The organism is Arthrobacter sp. P1_H7 (genome assembly GCF_056405215.1).
On sequence record NZ_JBFUCO010000021.1, the window covers coordinates 1 to 15,124 of the forward strand.

At 66.3% G+C, this 15,124-nt stretch carries 17 protein-coding genes; 6 read left to right on the forward strand and 11 right to left on the reverse strand.

Annotated features, from left to right (window positions below; all coding sequences use genetic code 11):
• Nucleotides 1-617 precede the first annotated feature (617 nt).
• Nucleotides 618-1,748, forward strand: a complete 1,131-nt coding sequence (locus tag AC1DXI_RS18410; protein WP_476939846.1) for an IS1249 family transposase — start codon at nt 618-620, stop codon at nt 1,746-1,748.
• Nucleotides 1,749-1,877: 129 nt separating this feature from the next.
• Here AC1DXI_RS18410 and rpsN read toward each other — a convergent pair whose 3' ends face one another.
• From rpsN to rpmB, 3 genes are read right to left on the reverse strand one after another with little or no spacing between them, the layout of a single operon-like run.
• Entirely contained in the window at nt 1,878-2,183 is a 306-nt protein-coding gene (gene rpsN, locus AC1DXI_RS18415) for a 30S ribosomal protein S14 (RefSeq protein WP_026266887.1), read from the reverse strand.
• 4 nt (nt 2,184-2,187) lie between these two features.
• Complete coding sequence (gene rpmG / locus AC1DXI_RS18420; RefSeq protein WP_003798558.1) at nt 2,188-2,355, reverse strand: 50S ribosomal protein L33; 168 nt, start codon at nt 2,353-2,355, stop codon at nt 2,188-2,190.
• On the reverse strand, nt 2,355-2,591 hold the full coding sequence (gene rpmB / locus AC1DXI_RS18425; RefSeq protein WP_011693744.1) for a 50S ribosomal protein L28: 237 nt from the start codon (nt 2,589-2,591) through the stop codon (nt 2,355-2,357). The genes rpmG and rpmB overlap by 1 nt, the downstream gene beginning before the upstream one ends.
• A gap of 502 nt (nt 2,592-3,093) precedes the next feature.
• Between rpmB and AC1DXI_RS18430 the strand changes: the two genes are divergently transcribed.
• From AC1DXI_RS18430 to AC1DXI_RS18440, 3 genes are read left to right on the forward strand one after another with little or no spacing between them, the layout of a single operon-like run.
• Nucleotides 3,094-4,536 (forward strand): ferredoxin reductase family protein, encoded by a 1,443-nt coding sequence (locus AC1DXI_RS18430; protein WP_476939815.1) that lies wholly within the window; start codon nt 3,094-3,096, stop codon nt 4,534-4,536.
• On the forward strand, nt 4,533-5,051 hold the full coding sequence (locus tag AC1DXI_RS18435; RefSeq protein WP_476939816.1) for an FMN-binding protein: 519 nt from the start codon (nt 4,533-4,535) through the stop codon (nt 5,049-5,051). Before AC1DXI_RS18430 ends, AC1DXI_RS18435 begins: the two co-directional genes overlap by 4 nt.
• A 40-nt stretch (nt 5,052-5,091) precedes the next feature.
• Nucleotides 5,092-5,862, forward strand: a complete 771-nt coding sequence (locus AC1DXI_RS18440) for an FAD:protein FMN transferase (protein WP_476939817.1) — start codon at nt 5,092-5,094, stop codon at nt 5,860-5,862.
• A gap of 9 nt (nt 5,863-5,871) precedes the next feature.
• Here the strand turns inward: AC1DXI_RS18440 and AC1DXI_RS18445 are convergent, their stop codons facing one another.
• Entirely contained in the window at nt 5,872-6,633 is a 762-nt protein-coding gene (locus AC1DXI_RS18445; RefSeq protein WP_476939818.1) for an SGNH/GDSL hydrolase family protein, read from the reverse strand.
• A gap of 86 nt (nt 6,634-6,719) precedes the next feature.
• Nucleotides 6,720-7,199, reverse strand: coding sequence for a MarR family winged helix-turn-helix transcriptional regulator (locus AC1DXI_RS18450; protein WP_476939819.1), 480 nt, complete (start codon nt 7,197-7,199; stop codon nt 6,720-6,722).
• Nucleotides 7,200-7,302: 103 nt separating this feature from the next.
• Here AC1DXI_RS18450 and AC1DXI_RS18455 point away from each other — a divergent pair, with 103 nt between their 5' ends.
• Nucleotides 7,303-7,590: a YciI family protein gene (locus AC1DXI_RS18455; protein ID WP_018776102.1), complete on the forward strand. Its 288-nt coding sequence runs from the start codon at nt 7,303-7,305 to the stop codon at nt 7,588-7,590.
• Between the two features lie 10 nt (nt 7,591-7,600).
• Here AC1DXI_RS18455 and AC1DXI_RS18460 read toward each other — a convergent pair whose 3' ends face one another.
• From AC1DXI_RS18460 to AC1DXI_RS18485, 6 genes are all read right to left on the reverse strand, one after another.
• A complete protein-coding gene (locus AC1DXI_RS18460) occupies nt 7,601-8,395 on the reverse strand; it encodes an SGNH/GDSL hydrolase family protein (RefSeq protein ID WP_476939820.1) in 795 nt (264 codons plus the stop codon).
• A gap of 381 nt (nt 8,396-8,776) precedes the next feature.
• Nucleotides 8,777-9,784, reverse strand: coding sequence for a siderophore-interacting protein (locus AC1DXI_RS18465; RefSeq protein ID WP_476939821.1), 1,008 nt, complete (start codon nt 9,782-9,784; stop codon nt 8,777-8,779).
• A gap of 119 nt (nt 9,785-9,903) precedes the next feature.
• The gene (locus tag AC1DXI_RS18470) at nt 9,904-10,734 is read right to left on the reverse strand and encodes an ABC transporter ATP-binding protein (protein ID WP_476939822.1); all 831 of its coding nucleotides are present in this window, start codon (nt 10,732-10,734) and stop codon (nt 9,904-9,906) included.
• 1 nt (nt 10,735) lies between these two features.
• Nucleotides 10,736-11,758, reverse strand: coding sequence for a FecCD family ABC transporter permease (locus AC1DXI_RS18475; protein WP_476939847.1), 1,023 nt, complete (start codon nt 11,756-11,758; stop codon nt 10,736-10,738).
• Between the two features lie 83 nt (nt 11,759-11,841).
• The gene (locus AC1DXI_RS18480; RefSeq protein ID WP_476939823.1) at nt 11,842-12,909 is read right to left on the reverse strand and encodes a FecCD family ABC transporter permease; all 1,068 of its coding nucleotides are present in this window, start codon (nt 12,907-12,909) and stop codon (nt 11,842-11,844) included.
• Nucleotides 12,910-12,918: 9 nt separating this feature from the next.
• The gene (locus AC1DXI_RS18485; RefSeq protein WP_476939824.1) at nt 12,919-14,028 is read right to left on the reverse strand and encodes an iron-siderophore ABC transporter substrate-binding protein; all 1,110 of its coding nucleotides are present in this window, start codon (nt 14,026-14,028) and stop codon (nt 12,919-12,921) included.
• A gap of 528 nt (nt 14,029-14,556) precedes the next feature.
• Between AC1DXI_RS18485 and AC1DXI_RS18490 the strand changes: the two genes are divergently transcribed.
• Nucleotides 14,557-15,051 carry an FBP domain-containing protein gene (locus AC1DXI_RS18490; protein ID WP_476939825.1) on the forward strand — a complete coding sequence of 165 codons (495 nt, stop codon included), beginning with the start codon at nt 14,557-14,559 and terminating at the stop codon, nt 15,049-15,051.
• Nucleotides 15,052-15,124: the final 73 nt, after the last annotated feature.

The following is a 15,124-nucleotide window of genomic DNA, read 5'->3' on the forward strand; positions in this document are numbered from 1 at the left end:
CGGGCCCGGCAAATTCAACCAATTCAATACAATAAATTGGTATCAACAAACTTGGCACACTATTGAGTTCTCAAACAACAGACACACCCGGCACCACCACAACCATTTCGGTCGAGGATCGCTCCGGAGCAACTTTTCAAASTTACCCGAGTCCGGACCGCTTTGCAAATCAGCGTTTCCGCGACCCGCAAACCATCCGACCCGCCCCACCCGAACCCGGAGCGCACAAAACGCCGACCAGATCCGGTCTTGAAATTTAGGGGATTGGCCGCCTCCGGTTCCCAGCATTTCCGCTGGTCTCCCTCGCGGCGACTTAGAAAACAATACACCCACCACGCCCCCACCGCAACTCCACCCCCCACACCCACCCCACCACCCAAAAACCCTGCCACCACAACCCAAAACCACCCAAAACCACCCCACCAGACCCACCACCGCCGCAAACCAGCACTGTGCGGTGCATCACCACGGCACGCAACAGCGGGGGCCGGGTGAGGGTTATAGGACAAAACGTGTGTATGTGAGGGGCGTGCTTCCCAGCGCTGGCGGGCGAAATCAGGGATAGCTAAGCTTTCGGAGCTTAGGGTGGCTGGGGCGCTTGTATATCTCTGGAATGTCTGGTTTGCGGCCGGGCGCTGGTTCGGAACGGAAAAACGGCTGCGGGCAAGCAGCGCTACCGGTGCCTGGATTGCGGGGCGAGCCGCTCGGGTGAACGCCGTGATGTGAGCCGGCGTGCGGAGCTGGAAGCGTTTCTAAGCTGGCTGCTGGGCAGCGGTAGCCAGGCAGGTGCTGTCTCGTTCGGCACGCCCCGGTCGTTCCGTCGCCGCACGGCGTGGTGCTGGAATATCGTCCCGAGGATCCCGTCGACGGGCGAGATCCACGACGAGATCCAGATCGACGGGATCTATGTCGGCTCGTGGTGCTGCCTGATCGCGGTCTCCGGGGATTACGTGCTCGGGTGGCAGAGGTGCGACACGGAGAAGAAGGCCGCATGGGCTGCCCTGCTTGGCCGGTTCCCCGCCCCTCGGGTCGTGATCACCGACGGCGGTTCCGGGATCGCGGCGGCGTTGTCTGACTGTTGGTCCGATACCGCCGTGCAGCGCTGCCTGGTCCATGTCCAGCGCAACGTGCGCACTTACCTGACGAACCGGCCCAGGACCGAGGCCGGCAAAGCCCTCCTGCGCCTGGGCCGGGCCCTGGCTCGGATCAGCACGCCGGTTCAGGCCGCGGCGTGGCTTGGCCACCTCAACGACTGGTACCAGGACCACGGCCAGCTGGTCCGGGCACGGACCTACCGCAGCGCGAACACCCTGGCGCCGGCGTGGGTGCGGGCGAACCAGACCTGGTGGTTCACCCATGACCGGCTCCGCAAGGCCTACCGGCTCCTGGAACGGCTCAGCCAGGCAGGGACGCTGTTCACCTACCTGCGCACCGAGTTCGCCGGCCTGGACATCGCCTCCACGACCAACCGGATCGAAGGCGGCACGAACGCCCAGCTACGACTCCTGCTCAGGGCCCACCGCGGGATGAGTGAAGTGCACCAGAAGCGGGCCATCGAGTGGTACCTCTACCTGCACAGCGAGAACCCGGTCCAGCCCACCCGGCTCATCCGGCAAGAGCACCACACCCCCAAACGCCTCCAGGCACAACCAGCACCCGAGCAACCCAACGGCCCCGAGGAATACGGCCACGGCACCAGCGCCGAAGAAGGCCTCTGGGCCCGCAAAGGCTGGGCAGGACGCACCTGACACGCCCGGCATTTACACACGTTTTGTCCTATAACCCCCGGGTGACGGCCCGGACGTTAAATGCGAGAAGGGCCGGCAACCAAATGGTTGCCGGCCCTTCTTCAAGCCACTGGCTTCAGGAGTACTGAATTACCAGGAAGACTTCGTGATGCCCGGGAGCTCACCGCGGTGAGCCATGTCGCGGAAGCGAACACGGGAGATGCCGAACTTCTGGAAGGTACCGCGCGGACGGCCATCGATGATGTCGCGGTTACGCAGACGTACCGGTGAGGCGTTGCGGGGCAGCTTCTGCAGGCCGAGGCGAGCAGCTTCGCGTACTTCGTCGGTTGAGTTGGGATCAACCAGAGCCTTCTTCAGTTCGAGGCGCTTTGCAGCGTAACGCTCGACGATGACTTTACGCTGTTCGTTCTTAGCGATCATTGACTTCTTAGCCATGTGTTTAGCGCTCCTCTCGGAATTCGACGTGCTGGCGGATTTTGGGGTCGTACTTCTTCAGGACCAGACGGTCCGGGTCGTTACGACGGTTCTTGCGCGTCACGTAGGTGTAACCCGTGCCCGCGGTCGACTTCAGCTTGATGATCGGACGTACGTCCTTATCCTTTGCCATTAGAGCTTCACTCCTCGTGCCAGGATGGCGGCGACGACTACGTCAATGCCGCGTACGTCGATGGTCTTGATGCCACGCGCAGAGACCTGCAGGGTGACGTTACGGCGCAGGGACGGAACCCAGTAGCGCTTCTTCTGGATGTTCGGGTCGAACCGGCGCTTGTTGCGACGGTGCGAGTGCGAAATGCTGTGTCCAAAGCCCGGCTCGGCTCCGGTCACCTGGCAGTGTGCTGCCATGACGACTCTCCTCAAAAAATAAATGAAACGGCTAACGGAGTTCCCGCTGACCGTGCGTTGGGCGGCGTCCGCATCCGGCTCCCTCCCCCAACCGCCGTGTCCGCGGGATTCAGCCAGACGGCATAAACCGTCTGGTTCCTCACTGCGGCGAAGATTGTGGGCCACGGGCACCTGGCGCTGGCGGTCTGTTAGACAGCCGTTGCGAAGTGCCGGGATGCTGGGCGAATACAGGAAAGCGCGCAACTTGAGCCCCTAACTACCGGCCTCCAGGACCGTCGATTTTTCAGACGGGTCCTGCCAACCGGAGCAATTGCGCACGCTCCGCGCCACCTAGCGCCTACCAAGTCTACGAGTTCGGCGAATTAAAGACCAATCCGTCGCTGAATGGTGTATAGGACAGTGCCCCACGGCCAGTCCATGCGCTAGGCCCGGGCCTCCGGGTCATATGCCCGACGAAGCCTTTTCACAGCCAAATGATAGGCAGCGGGGCAATTCTGGATCCATGAACACACAACTTCTGACGAACCGTCCCGGGGTTCGCCGCAGCTCCGGTGGCGCTGTGAACCCGTTCAGGGCGCAGTACCGCCGGCGGTTGCTACGAGCGGATCTGCTGACGGTCCTTTTCTGGGCGTCGCTGGCAGGCGCGGTTGCCTTGTGGCTGGCCGACGGCGGAGTGGCCGGCCTCTCGACTCCTGCCGGCTTCTTCACCGCACTGGGGATTGTGGCCGGCCTCGCCGGCATGGACCTGGTGCTTCTCATGCTGCTGCTGGCGGCCCGAATCCCACTTATCGACCAGACAGTCGGCCACGACCGCGCCCTTGAGTTTCACCGCAAGCTGGGCAAACCGGCCCTGTACCTGCTGCTGGCGCACGGAATCCTCATTGCCATCGGCTACGGCATGGCGGAAGGGCTGGACCCTGTCAGCGAGTCGGTTGCCCTCTGGGTCCTTGTGCCTGACATGTGGCTGGCCTACATTTCCATGCTCCTGTTCATCGCCGTCGTCGTCACCTCCCTCGTGGCGGTCCGACGTCGGTTCCCTTACGAATTCTGGTACGCCGTCCACCTCCTGACGTACGCGGCCGTCCTGACGTCCCTCCCCCACCAGTTCAGTGTGGGCGGCCTCTTTGCCGAGGGCACCTGGCAGCGCTGGTACTGGCTGGCTCTGTGCATGGCGACTGGCGCCGCACTCCTCTACTACCGGGTGGTCCAGCCTTTGGTGGCAACATTCAGGCACCAGCTGACCGTCAAGCGGGTGGTGCGGGTGGCCCCTGGAGTGGTCAGCATTGAAATGTCCGGCCTTCGACTGGACGAACTGGCAGGCAGCGGCGGCCGGTTCTTTATCTGGCGGTTCCTGGCTCCGGGCCTGTGGTGGCATCCGCATCCGTTCAGCCTGTCCGCCGAACCCGTACACTTCGACGCCGCTGCCCAGGGCACGCTGAGGATCACTGTCCGCAACCTGGGCCGGGGGTCATCCCAGCTGGCGTCGCTGAAGCCCGGCACCAAAGTGGCAGTGGAGGGCCCGTACGGGCTGTTCAGCACGGCCGCGCGGAGCCGCAAGCATGTGGTCATGGTGGGAGCCGGAATCGGTATCACGCCGGTTCGTGCCCTGCTGGAGAGCACGCCATTCCAGCCCGGCAACGCCACTGTCATTCTCCGCGGACACAGCGAATCCGAGCTCTACCTGGGCGAGGAGATCCTCGATCTGTGCCGGCGGCGCGGCGCCACCCTATTCCACTTGACCGGCTCCCGCCCGGCCGGCATCCGGACCTGGCTTCCGGAGCACGCCGCCCGCGCAGGCCACCGGCTGGCCAGCTACCACCCGAATATCACTGACGCAGACGTGTACGTCTGTGGACCCTCCGCCTGGGCACACAACGTGCTTGAAGACGCCCGCGCAGCCGGCGTCCGGGAAGACCAAATCCACTACGAAAGGTTCGACTGGTGAGAACCCGCGCAGCATTATCAGCCGCCCTGGCCTCCGCCGGCATCCTCATTGCCGGCTGGCAGTCGGGCATCCACGTAGCCGATACCGGCAGCTCCGTCGCAAGCGCGGCCGCCGGGTCCACCGGGTCCACGGGTTCGTCCGGCTCAAGCGGAACGTCCGGCTCAGCAGGGGCCTCCGGCTCGTCGGGATCATCAAGCTCGTCAAGCGCGAGCAGCACCACAGGGGCCTCGGCCAAGGCTGTAGGGACGTACGCAGGCTCCGTCGTCCAGACCCGGTTCGGCTCCGTCCAGGTGCAAATCACGGTGAAGGCCGGAAAGATCACCGACGTCACGGCGCTTCAGCTGACCGATGCCGAACGCAAGTCCGTGCAGATCAGCAACCGGGCGGCCCCGCTCCTGCGCACCGAGGTCCTTGCCGCCCAATCCGCGGACGTGCAGACCGTCAGTGGTGCCACGGTGACCAGCGACGCATACTTGAACTCCCTGCAGGCGGCTCTCGATGCAGCCAACCTCTGAGCTGGGCGGCCCGGCCCTGAGAGCCAGGACTTTTAGCTCCATGGGCACCGTCATCAGCCTTACCGTTCCAGCGGGGGCCGTCCCGGGTGCTGCGGGCGGCGAGGCAAAGCTCGACGCCGCAACCGCCGCCGTCGAGCGCGTCTTTGCCGGGTTGGACGAAACGTTCAGCCTGTACMGTCCCGATTCCGAGGCCAGCCGGCTGGCGCGCGGGGAGCTTTGCCTGCGGGACTCATCCGCCGGGATACGGGACCGCTACGCGGATGCGCTCACCTGGCGGCTCAGGACGGAGGGCGCGTTCTCCCCGGAACGGCCCGACGGCGTGCTGGACCTTTCCGGGCTTATCAAGGGCTACGCGATCGGGCAGGCCGGTGAGGCGTTGCGGAGCCGCGGGATCACCGATTGGTGCCTGAATGCCGGCGGCGACGTGCTGGTGAAGGGCTCTCCCGTGCCGGGCAGCGGAGCTTCGTGGGCGGCCGGCGTCGTTGACCCGCTGGACCGCTCAGCACTGCTTGCCGCCTACGAGCTGGGCGGACCTAGCACCCGGTGCGCCCTGGCGACGTCGGGCTCGGCGGAGCGGGGTGACCACATCTGGGCAGCGGGCTTCGGGGCCCGGACCGCTGGCTCCTCCGGCGCCGAGTTCGTCCAGGTCTCGGTGGCTGCGGCAGACATTGTCACCGCCGATGTGCTGGCGACGGCGATCGTGGCCGGCGGGACCGCGATGCTGCACCGGGCCACGGACGGTTGGGAGATCGATGTCCTCGCCGTCCGCCGCGGCGGGGAACTGCTCGCGACGCCGGGGTTCCGCGCCTAGGGTGCTGTTCTAGAGGTGGGTCAGCTGGCCATACTTCGGCACCAGGCCGTCGCCGGACGATTTCCCGGTGACCCGCCGGACAACCCACGGGCCGGCGAATTCGCGGACCCACCGGGCATTCGCGCGGAGGGCGTCCACCCGGCTCAGCTCAGGCACAGGCGTCATGGGCGGGACGTCAATCGAGTGATCGTGTGCCAGCACCGTGAGGACGCGCTTGGCCATGTTCGCGTGGCCGGCAGCTGACATGTGCATCCGGTCCGTGGCCCACATGCCCCAGTCGTAGTACTCGCTGAAACGCCAGTAATCGACCAGCAGGGCACCGTGGTCCCCGGCGATGCCGCGAACCAGCTCGTTATAGATGGCCGTACGGCCGCGCATGGTGCCGAAAATCTTGGAGCCCCGCGCATCGAACCCGGTGAACATCACCACGGTGGCGCCAGTGGCCGTGAGCTTGCGGATTCCGGCGTCGTATTCGGCCAGCAGATCATCGATGTCGACCTTTGGACGGAGGATGTCGTTGGCGCCGGCGTAGATGCTGACCAGGGTGGGTTTGAGTGCGACGGCGGCATCGACCTGTTCAGCCAGGATCTGGCGGAGTTTCCGGCCGCGGATGGCAAGATTCGCGTACCCGAAGCCGGGATCGGTGGCGCCAAGCCCTTCTGCCACCCGGTCCGCCCAGCCCCGGACGCCGTTGGGCCGAGTGGGGTCGTCGTCGCCGACGCCTTCCGTAAAGGAGTCTCCAAGGGCTACGTAGCGGGACGTGAAATCCATGAATCCAGTCTGCCAGCAGTTGCCGTGAGCAACAAAGACGGGGATGGCCGACGTCGGGCTGACGGCGGCGCATTCGGCTATCGCGCTTAGTTGTCGCGCAGGATCCAGTGGTCGTCGTCGAGCCGGGCCACGATCTTTTCGCCGATCCGGGCCAGGTCCGCGACGTCCTTGGGGCTCAAGGCGTCGAGGAACAGTGAGCGGACCGCTTCAACATGTCCCGGGGCGAGCTGCACAATCGTCTGCATGCCGGCGTCGGTCAGGTGGGCCGTGGTCACGCGGGCGTCGCCGGGGTGCGGCCTGCGCTCAAGCCAGCCGCGGTTCTGCAGCTTGGTGACCACATGCGAGAGCCGGGACAGGGAGGCGCTGGTGCGCGCAGCGAGCTCACTCATGGGCAGCAAGCGCCCTTCGGCCTCGGAAAGCATCGCCAGCACGTTGTAGTCGAACAGGGATAGCTTGCCCGCTGCGTGGAGCTGGGTATCCAGGGCGGCCGGCAGCATGGTGTTGATGCTGAGCTGGGCCAGCCAGGCCCGGCGTTCGTCGGCGTTGAGCCAGCGGGGTTCGGTCATGGCTACATTCTAGGAGACTGGAAGCTTGACGATTCAACTTCAGTCGGGGCAATTCCAGAAAAGTTCCCGCCTGTCCGCGGCCAGCTACCGGTAGGCTGGCCGCATGTACGTAGTCTCCCTGACATACAAAGTCCCCGAGGACATTGTGGAGTTCCATCTTCCGGCGCACGTGACGTGGCTGCAGGCAGCCTTCGACGACGGCGTCTTCATGGTCGCGGGGCGCAAAATCCCCCGCACCGGCGGCCTGTTGCTCTCCAACGCGGACCGGGCCAGCCTTGACGCTGCCTTGGCCAAAGATCCGTTCTACGTCAATGGTGTGGCTGAATTCGAGGTCATGGAGTTCCACGCCAACAGGGTGGCTCCGGGCTACGAAAACCTGCTGGACAGCTGAGTCCCGGCGGCTACCCGGCGTCGCCGCTGGCGCGCTGGTCGTGCAGCAATTTCTTCAGCCCGCCCTTGCGCGGGACCCGCACGGGTTCGGGCCAGCGCGGCCGGAGCTGATCGCCGAGGGTGACGCCGCGGAGCTTCCGCCCGAACAACGGCAGCACCCAGTCGCGAACCCAGCGGCGCTGCCGGCGTTCCCACTCCCGCAGGCCCGGTTTCACTGGCGGCTCCCACTCCCTGGGTTTAATCTTGTGCGGCACGCCGAGGTGGTCCAGGACCTGTGAGGCGAGGTATTTGTGGCCTGCCTTGGACATATGCAGCCGGTCCGAATCCCACATCCGCGGGTCGTGGAATGCGTCGAAGCACCAGTAGTCCACCAGCACCGCGCCGTAATGGCCGGCGATCTCGCGGACGCGCCGGTTGTAGAAGGCGTTACGTTTCTTCAGCGGCTCCAGCAGCGCGGAGACCTTGACGTCGAAGCCGGTGAAGAGCACCAGCGTTGCCCCCGTGTCGGCGAGCGCAGCCACCAGGGATTCGTAGTCCCGCATGAGGGCCCCGATGTCCGTGCCGAAATCCAGGATGTCGTTTCCGCCCGCGTACAACGTGACGAGCGTCGGCTCCATGGCCACGGCGGGACCGAGCTGTTCGCCGATGATGTGGCGCAGTCGTTTGCTGCGGATGGCCAGATTGGCGTACTCCCACCCCGGTTGCGCCTTGGCCAGCTTCTCCGCGACCCGGTCGGCCCAGCCCCGCACGCCGTTGGGAAAACGGGGATCGTAGTCCCCCACGCCCTCGGTGAAAGAATCTCCCAAGGCCACAAAGACCCGCCGCCCGCCTCGATCCGGAAGCAAAGGAATTGAATCCACCCCGTCACCCTACCCACCCCAAAAAGCCGGCAGGGAAAGGGAGAGTTAACCCAAGATGACCGGCCCAGCGAGCCGCAACCGCAATAGATGAGTCTCCACGTGACAGGTAGAACGCACCCAAGGTGAGCCACCCCCCCCAAGATCGCTGCCGGTGCTTTGCAAAGGAGCGCATCGCCGACCAGAGCGGAACGAGGCCGCTCGCGGCCGAGGGAAGCGGCGGGAGGTGTCTAAGCGACGGCAAAGCACCGGCAGCGGGCGAAGCCCGCACAACGGGAGTGACGGCAAGCCGGCAACGGAGGCGTCGCAGGCAGACCACGCACCGACGGCTTACAACTCGGCTTTCCCCTGCCGCCAGTACCCCATGAACGCGACCTGTTTCCGGTCAATCCCCACGTCCCGCACCAAGTACCGCCGCAGCTCCTTGACGGTGCCCGCTTCGCCGGCAATCCAGGCGTAGAAGGGCAGTGCGCCGGCGGGCTTGCCGGGGTTCCGGCCGGCGCTGATCGCCGTGGCGTCCATCCGGGCGGGGGTCTCCCAGAGGATGTCCTGGTCCACGTTCACGTCATCGGGTTCCGGCCCTGCCCTGCCGGCGGCGGCCTTGATGCCCACCCAGCCGGGCTCGGGAACGGCAGCGCGGACCGCCTCCTGCAGGAGTTCGCCGTGCGGACGGGAGCGGCCGATCGAGGCGCCGCGTGCCAGCCAGGTGATTTCGACGTCGGCGTCCGACGTCAGGTCCAGGAAGTCGCCGGCCTCGGGGACCTCCAGGAACGCGTGCCCGCTCATGTACGACGGCAGGCTTTCTAGGATGGCGCTGATGGCCGGGACAGCGGTCTCGTCACCGGCAAGCAGTACGCGCTGGGCCAGGCCCGGCCGCCATTCGATGCCGGAGTAGGTCCCGGCCGTGACGCAGTGTGCGGCCCGGTTGTTGGGTCCGATGATGGTGAGGGCGTCGCCGGGCTTGGCGTTCAGGGCCCAGTTCGCGGCGGGACCGCCGTTGCCGGCGGCGTCGAAGTGCATGACGAAGTCGACGTCGATCTCCGGGTAGACGGAGTCGAGGCGTTCCTGCCGCACGGTGTAGGTGCGCATGGAGCCGCGGGTCGCGGGATCCATGGCCAGCCATGCCTGGTACCAGCCGGCCTGCTCCATGTGGAACACCGGCAGCGGCAGCTGGGTGCCGTCTCCGGCAAGGGACGGGATCATCAGCTTCACACGCAGGTCCAGGGTTTCGCCGTGGACCCCGAAGTCGCGCAGGGAGTACCCGCCGAAGGTGACGCGGCGGAAGTTGGGGCTGAGCTCCTGCACCGCGGCGACCGTCACGTCGAACGCCAGGGTCATTGGTTCGGTGGTCGGTTGGTCCCTTACCGCCGAGGGCGCACGGCGTGCCCACGCCTCGCTGATGTCGGCTGCCTTACTGTCCGTTGCACTGTTGGCTCTTGCACTGCTGTTAATTGCCCTCATGGGACCAACTCCAGGGTTGCTTTTTCGGCCTTTGGGAACTCGGCGTGGTGACGGCCGAGCGGGATGATCAGTGGCGTGCCGGAAATGGGGTCGGGAAGAACCCGCGAGTCCAGGCCAAAGACATCACGGACCAAGTCCTCGGTGACGACCTCGACGGCGGTGCCCTCGGCCACGATCCTGCCGCCTTTCATGGCGATGACGTGGTCCGCGTACCGGGCCGCCAGGTTCAGGTCGTGCAGGACGATTGCCACGGTGGTGCCGCGCTGCCGGTTCAGGTCCGTGATCAGGTCCAGGACCTCCACCTGGTGGGCCAGGTCGAGGTAGGTGGTTGGCTCGTCGAGCAGCAGGACCTCGGTTTCCTGGGCCAGCGCCATCGCGATCCAGACGCGCTGGCGCTGCCCGCCCGAGAGTTCGTCGACGTTGCGCTCGGCGAGCTCCAGCGTTTCGGTGGCTTCCAGCGCGCGCTGCACAGCGAGATCATCACCTGTGCTCCAGCTGCGGAAGAAGCCCTGGTGCGGGTAGCGTCCGCGGCCCACGAGGTCCCGGACCAGGATGCCGTCGGGGGCAGTGGGGTGCTGCGGAAGCAGGCCAAGGATGCGTGCGAGTTCCTTGGCCGGGCGGGAATGGATGTCCTTGCCGTCCAGGGTCACGGTACCGCCGGCCGGCTTCAGCAGCCTGGACAGACCGCGGAGGAGCGTGGATTTGCCGCAGGCATTGGCGCCCACGATCATGGTCACCTTACCCTCCGGAATCTCCGCCGTGAGCTCTTCCACCACCCGGCGCTGGCCGTACTGCAGCGTCAGGTTCTTGGCGTTCAGAACGGCCATGTCAGGCGTCCTTTCGGTTGGCTGTGACCAGGAGCCACAGCAGGAACGGTGCCCCCAGCGCGCCGGTGACCACACCGACGGGAAGGACGGTGCCGTCCAGCAGCAGGGGGGCGATGTTGGCGGCGAAGTAGTCGGCGGCGAGGACAATCAGGACGCCGACGAACGCGCCGGCCGGAAGGCTGGCCTTGCCGGTGAAGCGGCGCGCGATGGGACCGGCCAGGAAGGCGGCGGAGGCCACGGGCCCCGCGGCTGCAGTGGCGACGGCGGCCAGGGCGACGGCAACGGCCACCACGCCCAGCCGGGTGAGGCCCACCCGGATGCCGAGTCCGGCGGCGGCGTCGTCTCCCAGTTCCAGGATCCGAAGCGGGCCCGCGAGGAGGGCGACGGCGGGGAGCAGGACCAGCAGCGCCAGTGTCAGCACTCCGGCGCGGTCCCAGTTGGCGGAGTTCAGGGATCCGTTCAGCCAGATCAGGGCCTCGGCCGCGGTGCGGATATCGGCCCGCGTCATGAGGAAGTTGACCACGGCGTTCAGTGCCGCGGCGATGCCAATGCCGGCCAGGATGAGCCGGTTTCCGGCGGCGCTCCCGCGGTTGCCACCGCCTGATCCGAGGGAACCGCTCCGCGAGATTGTGTAGATCAGGACGGCTACGGCCATGGCCCCGCACAGTGCCGCGCCGGAAACGGCGGCCCCGGAGGCGCCGAAAACGACGATGGCGGTGACGGCGGCCGCGCTGGCCCCGTAGCTGATGCCGATCACATCGGGGCTGGCCAGCGGATTGCGCAGCATGGTCTGGAACAGGGTGCCCGAGAGCCCGAAGGCAATCCCGATCATGGTGCCGATGACGGCCCGCGGCAGCTTGTTTTCCATCACTATGAAGCTGGCGCCGGGGATTCTTTCGCCACCAGTGAGGTGGGCCGTGAGGATCCTGATGAAGTCCGGGATGGTGACGGTGTAGCTGCCCAGCAGGATGCTGACAGCGAGGAGCACCACGACGGCGAAGGCCAGCAGGGCCGTTCGGCTCATGAACCGGGCATTGCCAGCCTGTTCGCGCTCCGCGGGAGCGTTGTCTCCCAGCTCGCGCCTGACGTTGGCGAGGTCTGCCCTGCTCACAGCCCTGCCCCCTTTCCGTGGCGGACAAGCCACACAAAAACGGGCGCACCCACCAGGGCCGTCATGATGCCCGCAGGGACTTCGCCGGGCAGCAGGATGACACGGCCCACCACGTCCGAAAGCAGGAGCAGCACGGGCGCCGAGACCAGCGAGAAGGGCAGGATCCAGCGGTAGTCCGGGCCGGTCAGGAAGCGGACGGCGTGCGGAACCACCAGGCCGACGAATCCGATCGGCCCGGCCAGCGCCGTGGCCGAGCCGCAGAGCAGCACGACGCCCAGCGCGGTGACGCCGCGGACCAGTCCGACGCGCTGGCCCAGGCCGCGGGCGATGTCGTCCCCGAGGGCAAGGCTGTTCAGGATCCGGCCGGTGAACAGGACGATCAGCGCCCCGGCGGCCAGGAACGGCAGCCCGGGCAGCACCACGGACCAGTCCCGGCCGGCGATCCCGCCGACCTGCCAGAAACGGAACCGGTCCAGGGTGTCCTGGCTGGAAACCAGGACGACGTTCATCAGCGAATACAGCCCCGCGCTCAGGGCCGCGCCGGCCAGGGCCAGTTTGATCGGCGTCGCCCCGTCCCGTCCCATGGACGCGATCAGATAGACGACGACGGCGGCCACCGCGGAGCCGATGAACGCGAACCAGATGTAGCCGGTCAGGGACGAAACGCCGAAGACGTAGATCCCCGTGACGACGGCGAGGGCCGCGCCCGCGTTGACGCCGATGATGCCGGGGTCGGCGAGCGGGTTGCGGGCCACGCCCTGCATGGCCGCGCCCGCCAGCCCGAGGGCACCGCCGGCCAGCAGGCCCAACACGGTGCGGGGGATGCGGGCGTGGGTGACGGCGTGGTCGCCGTCGGTGGGGTGGAACTCCGTCAGCGCCTGCCAGACGGTGCCGAGTGGGACACCGCGGGCTCCGACGGCCAGGGAAGCTGCACAGACCAGGACAAGTATGACGACGGCGGCCAGCAGCCAGGCGGCCTGGTTGGCGGGGGCTTTCTTCCCGGCGGGCGCGGCCGGCGCGCCGGGCACACGGCCGGCGGGCGCCGTCGTCGTACTGTTCGTCATGGAAGCGTGTTACTTCGCTGCGCCGGCGACTTTGTCCGCGGCGCCGGCCAGCTGCGGCAGGAACGTGTCCAGGGACCACGGCAGGCTCAGCGGCGAGGACGCGGAGATGGACAGCGTCAGCGTGTTGTTCGAGTCGGCAACCAGCGCGCCGGTCTTGATAGCCGGGATCTGGCCCAGCAGCGGATCAGTCTTGATGGAATCGGTGGTGGCGGCATCCGGCACCCAGGTCACGAAGATGTCCGAGTTGAGTTCGTTGGCCTTTTCGGCGGACCACGGGATGAAGAATTCCTTGGAGCCCTTGGAGTTGTCCTCGACAACAGATGCGAGCTTCATGCCGATTTCGGTCAGGAAGCGGGGACGGTTGTCGTTGGCGGTGTAGACGTTGACACCGTCGCTCTTGTCCGGTTCCAGGTTGCCGTAGATGAAGGATTTTCCGGCGATCTGCGGGTATTTGGAGACCTTGTCCTTGATAGTGGCCTCGGTGTCAGAGACCAGCTTGTCGGCTTCGGCTTCCTTGCCCAGGGCCTTGCCGATGATGGTGGTGGAGTCCTGCCAGGAGGTGCCGTAGGCGATCTCCGGCTGGGCCACGACGGGTGCGATTTCGCTGAGCTTGTTGTAGTCCTCCGCCGTCAGGCCGGAATAGGCACCCAGGATGACGTCCGGGTTGAGCTTGGCGATCTCGGTGAAGTTGATGCCGTCGGCCTCGGAGAACTGGACGGGGGCCTTCGCCGAGCCGAAGCCCGCGCCGAGCTTCTCCAGCGCGGCGTCCTTCCACGGTGTGGAGCCCTTGTCGTTACCGCCCCATTCGTTCTTGGGGACGCCCACGGGAACCACTCCGAGGGCGATGGCGACGTCGTCGTTGACCCAGGAAACGGTCACAACGCGCTTGGGCTGTTCCTTGATGGTGGTCTCGCCAAAGAGGTGCTTGATGGTGACCGGGAAGGCGATGCTGACCGGCTGGCTGGGGGCGTCCGTCGCCGTCGAACTTGCCGGTCCGGTGGAGCAGGCGGTCAGGGTCAGCGCGACGGCGGCCAGAAGGGCCGCGGCCCGCCCTGCGCCCTTGCGGAGGCGGCGACCGGCGGGGCGGCCGCCTGAACGGGGGAAGAGGGCGAAAGCCACGGAACTCCTTAGGTAAGTGATGCAAACCTAAGTAAGGCTAGCCTATCCTTTGTGTAATTAAGAAAGGTTCGAGTAACGTAATTGTCTCAATTGGCCTGTGAAGTGCATCGGGACATCGATGCGCCCCGCGTTGCAGCACTCAAGGCACAGCAGTCGGGTGCGGAATGTGAACTGGACACGAATCCCGGGCTTTGCAAGGATGGGCTCGCCGGACAATCGGAACCGGCGATGTGCTGGGACGGGAGAAGTGAGCATGGACATCGCGACGATGACTGCTGCCACGGTTAGCGGGGTGGCCACTGTGGCCTGCAACGCGCCCGCGCTCCTGCCAGCCCCGCCCGCATAGGCCCTTCCTACATAGGGCCTTCCTGCACAGGCCCTTCCCGCCGAGTCCCGAACCACCACGGACTAGTCCCGCGAGACGCCTTGCCCCACCGGAGTCGCAGGCTGGCAGTGTTCTGCCCCCAATCCGCCCGGCGTGCCGCGCGCCGCCTGGCCGGAGCCATCCGGTTTTCGAAAGTGTCCGTCATGCAAAAAATCACGGCGCAGCAGATCCGCTCGTCCTTCATCAACGCGAGCCGGTCAGAAGCCGCCAAACTCAATCTCCCCAAAAGCTTCGACACCCTGGACTGGGAAACAATGGACTTCCTGGCCTGGCGGGACGCAAAGATGCCCCTCCGCGGCTATCTCGTGGTGCAGGGGCCGAAGGGTCCCACCGGCATCATGCTCCGGGCCCCTGAATGCGGGGCCAAGAAGAACCGTTCCGTGCTCTGCGAGCTGTGCCGGGACGTGTTCTCCAAGGACGACGTCCTGCTGTGGGTGGCCAAGCGCGCCGGGCAGTCCGGCCGCAACGGCAACACGCTGGGCACCTTGATCTGCGCCGATTTCCTTTGCTGCCGCAATGTCAGGGTGGAGCCTGCGGCCAACGAGATCAACCCTGACCCCGCCGCGGTGGTGCTGCGGCAGATCGACGGGCTGGTGGCCCGCACGGCCCAGTTCGTGGAGCGCGTCCAGGGAACGTAGCACCGACACAAGCAACGCGGAGTCACTTACGGCCCATTACGGTGGCGTTTATGGGCCGTAAGTGACCCCGCGT

What these genes read in the sequence shown, in the direction of transcription:
- rpsN (WP_026266887.1), bottom strand. Translation starts at nt 2,183, where the DNA reads ATGGCTAAGAAGTCAATGATCGCTAAGAACGAACAGCGTAAAGTCATC.
- rpmG (WP_003798558.1), bottom strand. Translation starts at nt 2,355, where the DNA reads ATGGCAAAGGATAAGGACGTACGTCCGATCATCAAGCTGAAGTCGACC.
- rpmB (WP_011693744.1), bottom strand. Translation starts at nt 2,591, where the DNA reads ATGGCAGCACACTGCCAGGTGACCGGAGCCGAGCCGGGCTTTGGACAC.
- AC1DXI_RS18430 (WP_476939815.1), top strand. Translation starts at nt 3,094, where the DNA reads ATGAACACACAACTTCTGACGAACCGTCCCGGGGTTCGCCGCAGCTCC.
- AC1DXI_RS18445 (WP_476939818.1), bottom strand. Translation starts at nt 6,633, where the DNA reads ATGGATTTCACGTCCCGCTACGTAGCCCTTGGAGACTCCTTTACGGAA.
- AC1DXI_RS18450 (WP_476939819.1), bottom strand. Translation starts at nt 7,199, where the DNA reads ATGACCGAACCCCGCTGGCTCAACGCCGACGAACGCCGGGCCTGGCTG.
- AC1DXI_RS18455 (WP_018776102.1), top strand. Translation starts at nt 7,303, where the DNA reads ATGTACGTAGTCTCCCTGACATACAAAGTCCCCGAGGACATTGTGGAG.
- AC1DXI_RS18465 (WP_476939821.1), bottom strand. Translation starts at nt 9,784, where the DNA reads ATGACCCTGGCGTTCGACGTGACGGTCGCCGCGGTGCAGGAGCTCAGC.
- AC1DXI_RS18470 (WP_476939822.1), bottom strand. Translation starts at nt 10,734, where the DNA reads ATGGCCGTTCTGAACGCCAAGAACCTGACGCTGCAGTACGGCCAGCGC.
- AC1DXI_RS18475 (WP_476939847.1), bottom strand. Translation starts at nt 11,758, where the DNA reads ATGAGCCGAACGGCCCTGCTGGCCTTCGCCGTCGTGGTGCTCCTCGCT.
- AC1DXI_RS18480 (WP_476939823.1), bottom strand. Translation starts at nt 12,909, where the DNA reads ATGACGAACAGTACGACGACGGCGCCCGCCGGCCGTGTGCCCGGCGCG.
- AC1DXI_RS18490 (WP_476939825.1), top strand. Translation starts at nt 14,557, where the DNA reads ATGCAAAAAATCACGGCGCAGCAGATCCGCTCGTCCTTCATCAACGCG.